Annotated in this window: 5 protein-coding genes; all 5 read left to right on the top strand. The window is 58.8% G+C overall.

What is annotated here, in order from left to right; genetic code table 11:
• Window positions 1–999: plasmid recombination protein (locus tag AAA138_RS10070; RefSeq protein ID WP_349090703.1), on the top strand; the 999-nt coding region annotated here is incomplete at its 5' end.
• Between the two features lie 43 nt (window positions 1,000–1,042).
• A complete protein-coding gene (locus AAA138_RS10065) occupies window positions 1,043–1,279 on the top strand; it encodes a ribbon-helix-helix domain-containing protein (RefSeq protein WP_035138971.1) in 237 nt (78 codons plus the stop codon).
• Window positions 1,263–1,532: a type II toxin-antitoxin system RelE/ParE family toxin gene (locus tag AAA138_RS10060; protein WP_035138972.1), complete on the top strand. Its 270-nt coding sequence runs from the start codon at window positions 1,263–1,265 to the stop codon at window positions 1,530–1,532. The genes AAA138_RS10065 and AAA138_RS10060 overlap by 17 nt, the downstream gene beginning before the upstream one ends.
• 62 nt (window positions 1,533–1,594) lie before the next feature.
• Window positions 1,595–2,236, top strand: coding sequence for a Rep family protein (locus AAA138_RS10055; protein ID WP_035138973.1), 642 nt, complete (start codon window positions 1,595–1,597; stop codon window positions 2,234–2,236).
• A 548-nt stretch (window positions 2,237–2,784) separates the two neighbouring features.
• Window positions 2,785–2,964: hypothetical protein (locus AAA138_RS10050; RefSeq protein WP_349090702.1), on the top strand; the 180-nt coding region annotated here is incomplete at its 3' end.

Genomic DNA, 2,964 nt, shown 5'->3' with positions numbered 1-2,964 from the left:
TGGGCAACGGTGGAGGGGCGCATTGAGGGGGTCAATAAAGCCGCTAAGGCGGCGGGGAAACGTGCCGTGCGCAAGGACGCTGTGGTGATGGCTGATGTGGTCGTGACGCTGCCCGAAAACGTCCGCAAGGGGGACGAGGGCAGGTTTTTCGGCTATACCTACTGGTTCCTGATACAGAAGCTCGGCAAGGAGAACATGATGGGCGGTTTCGTCCACAGGGACGAGGTGCGCAAGGACGGCTCGCCCGTTCGCGATCATATGCACGTGCCGTTCACGCCGATACTCGATGGGCGCTTCAACTACAAGAAGATGTGCCCGCGCTCGTTCTACCAGACCATGCACGGGGAGCTGGGGGACTATCTGGAAAAACGCATGGGCTATCGACCCGAGGTCGAGCTGGGGGACGAGACCCGCGCGATGAGGGTCTACGCCGACAAGTCCGCCGATATCGACAAGGTGCGCGGCGCGGTCGATAGGGCGGTCGTGCAGCCTGCCGAGGAAGAAGCGGCGCGCATCGTCGCGGACGCGCAGGTGCGCGCCGACGCGCTCGTGCGCGATGCCGAGACGCGCAGGGACGAGCTGGTGGCTCAGGTCGCCGATGGCGAGCGCAGGCTCGCGGACGTGCGGATGCAGGTCGACGAGGAGACCGACAGATTGGAGTGCCTTCGGCAAAGAGCGGACGGGGTTGCGCGAGACGTTGCGGAACTGGAGCCCATCGCTGCCGATGTTCGCAGGTTCGAGGGTGCGGGACGCGCTGAACGCGGCGCAATCCTCGATTCAATCGCTGCTCGATGCGCAGGAGCGGCGAGAGCAGCTAGAGCGGCAATTGAGGAGCTTGGAGACCGAATCTGGGCGCTGATGCGTCCCAGGAAGGCGCAGAGCACCGAGCGCAGCTCGGATGATGTGACGAGGGAAGCCACGGAAGTCGCGCGTGCGGCGAAAGCGTTGAGCCGTAACCATGTTGCGCCGCAGAGGACGTATCGCGGACGGGCTAGATGATGTGTTATAGTAGTACCTGTAATACACGACAAGGAGGTGCGACATGGCTACCGCGGTCACATCAATGAGGATTCCAACCGAGTTGAACGAGCGCTACAGCCGTCTTGCGAAGGAGACTGGCAGGTCGAGGAGCTTCTACGTTAACGAAGCCCTGCAAGAAGCTATCGACCGTTTCGAGTACGAGTACGGGATTCTCAAGGATATCGAGGACTATCGTGCTGGCAGGCTTGAGACCTACAGCATCGACGAGGTAAGGGCGCACTGTGGCCTGGCGAATTGATTTCACGAGGAACGCCGACAAGGCGATGCGCAAGCTCGATAAGGGCGTTGCCGCGCGGGTGTTTGACGAGCTTGACGAGATAGCGAAGCTCGAAGACCCAAGAAGCAGGGGCAAGGCATTGACGGGAAACTTGGCAGGCGTGTGGCGATACAGGGTCGGTGACTACCGAATCCTGTGCGACATCAATGACGGCAGGCTCGTCATTCTCGTGGTCGATGTTGCGCATAGACGCGAGGTTTACAAGCGCAGATAAAAAAAGAAAAGCCCCAGCAAGCTTGGCGGCAGCAGGGGCATTCGAGACAAGGAGATTATAGCATGGCGGCAAACGCTGGCGAGACGAAGGTGAAGCTCTGGGAGGGCATCTGCTACCCAGAGAACATGCGCGATGACTGGCAGGACGAGATAGACGACATTCTTCAAGTGCCTTTCGCTTATGCGGTTCACGACATAGACCATGACCAGAAGAGCAAGCAGCGCAAGACGCATGCGCACGTCATTGTTGTCTGGGGCGGCAACACGACACGCAAGGCAATCATCAACGTCTTGAACCGATTGAGCGCGGACGGCAAGAAGTGCTGTTCGTCAGCCGAGCCAATCAACAACATCAGGCATGCGTATGACTATCTGATTCACGACACGGCTTCCTGTCGCAAGAAGGGCAAGGAGCTGTATCCGGTCGAAGCACGCATCGAGGGAAACAACTTCGACATTGGTCAGCTCGAACAACTCTCGACTAAGGACAAGCAGGACATGCTCTTCGAGTTGGTCGGCTTCATCATGTGCGAGAGGTTCGAGACCATCAACGATTTCACGGCTGCGGCGCTGAGGGAGTTTCCCGAGCAGTACCGCGAAATCATCGTGGGGTACAACTCGATTCTCGAGCGCTATTGTCGCGGGAACTATCTGAACGCCGAACGTAAGCGCAAGTGCGTGGAACAGTCAGGTGCCAAAGAGTAGTCGGGTCAATGCAGCAATGCGTGACTACGGGGCGGCGTGGTCTGCGCTCGCGCAGATCTAAGCCGACTCGTTCACGGATTGCGGAATTGACGCGACGGCCAACCGAATAGACCAGACTTGATTAAGGGTCGATGGACGCTCTGCTCCATCGACCCTTTCCTTGCCCGTGTCTCGACTGGATGAGACCTGCAGAATCGGGCGGCTCATTATTTTTCGCTAACTACGTCCGAAAAATAATGTGACAAATGACAAATGACAAATGACCACGGGGGGGGCGAGGTACTACGACCTCGCCCATGGGAATCCGATATCCGATACCGATACGTCGGGGTGGTTTGGAGGGGTTTCACCCCTCCATCTCGGCGGAGCCGAGCGGGCAAGGAAGAGGTGCCGCCGCCGATGACGCGCAGCAATCTCGACCGCTGGGAGGATTGCGGAGAAGCCCCGCAGGGCACGTCCTTAGCGTAGCTAAGGTCTAACGTGCTAGACTTTAGGCGATTAAAGGTCTGGGCTGTGCCGCCGCAGCCCTCTTGGGGTCAGGGAATCGAATGGCACATATCGCGAAATACAAGGCAACCTCGGTAGGCCATATGCTCGCGCACTACCGCCGCGATGCATCCAGTCTGGGTCGGGAGAACATCGACCCGAGCCGAACCAAGGACAACTGCACACTTGGACTGGATGACCGAGACGGGAAAGTCGGCGCCATGGATGGCATCGAGCCGAAC

The sequence above is a fragment of the Collinsella sp. CLA-JM-H32B genome (assembly GCF_040098065.1).
In the GTDB taxonomy this organism is placed as follows: domain Bacteria; phylum Actinomycetota; class Coriobacteriia; order Coriobacteriales; family Coriobacteriaceae; genus Collinsella.
Note: the sequence above shows the minus strand (reverse complement) of the source record. Positions and strands in the feature narration are given on the sequence as shown.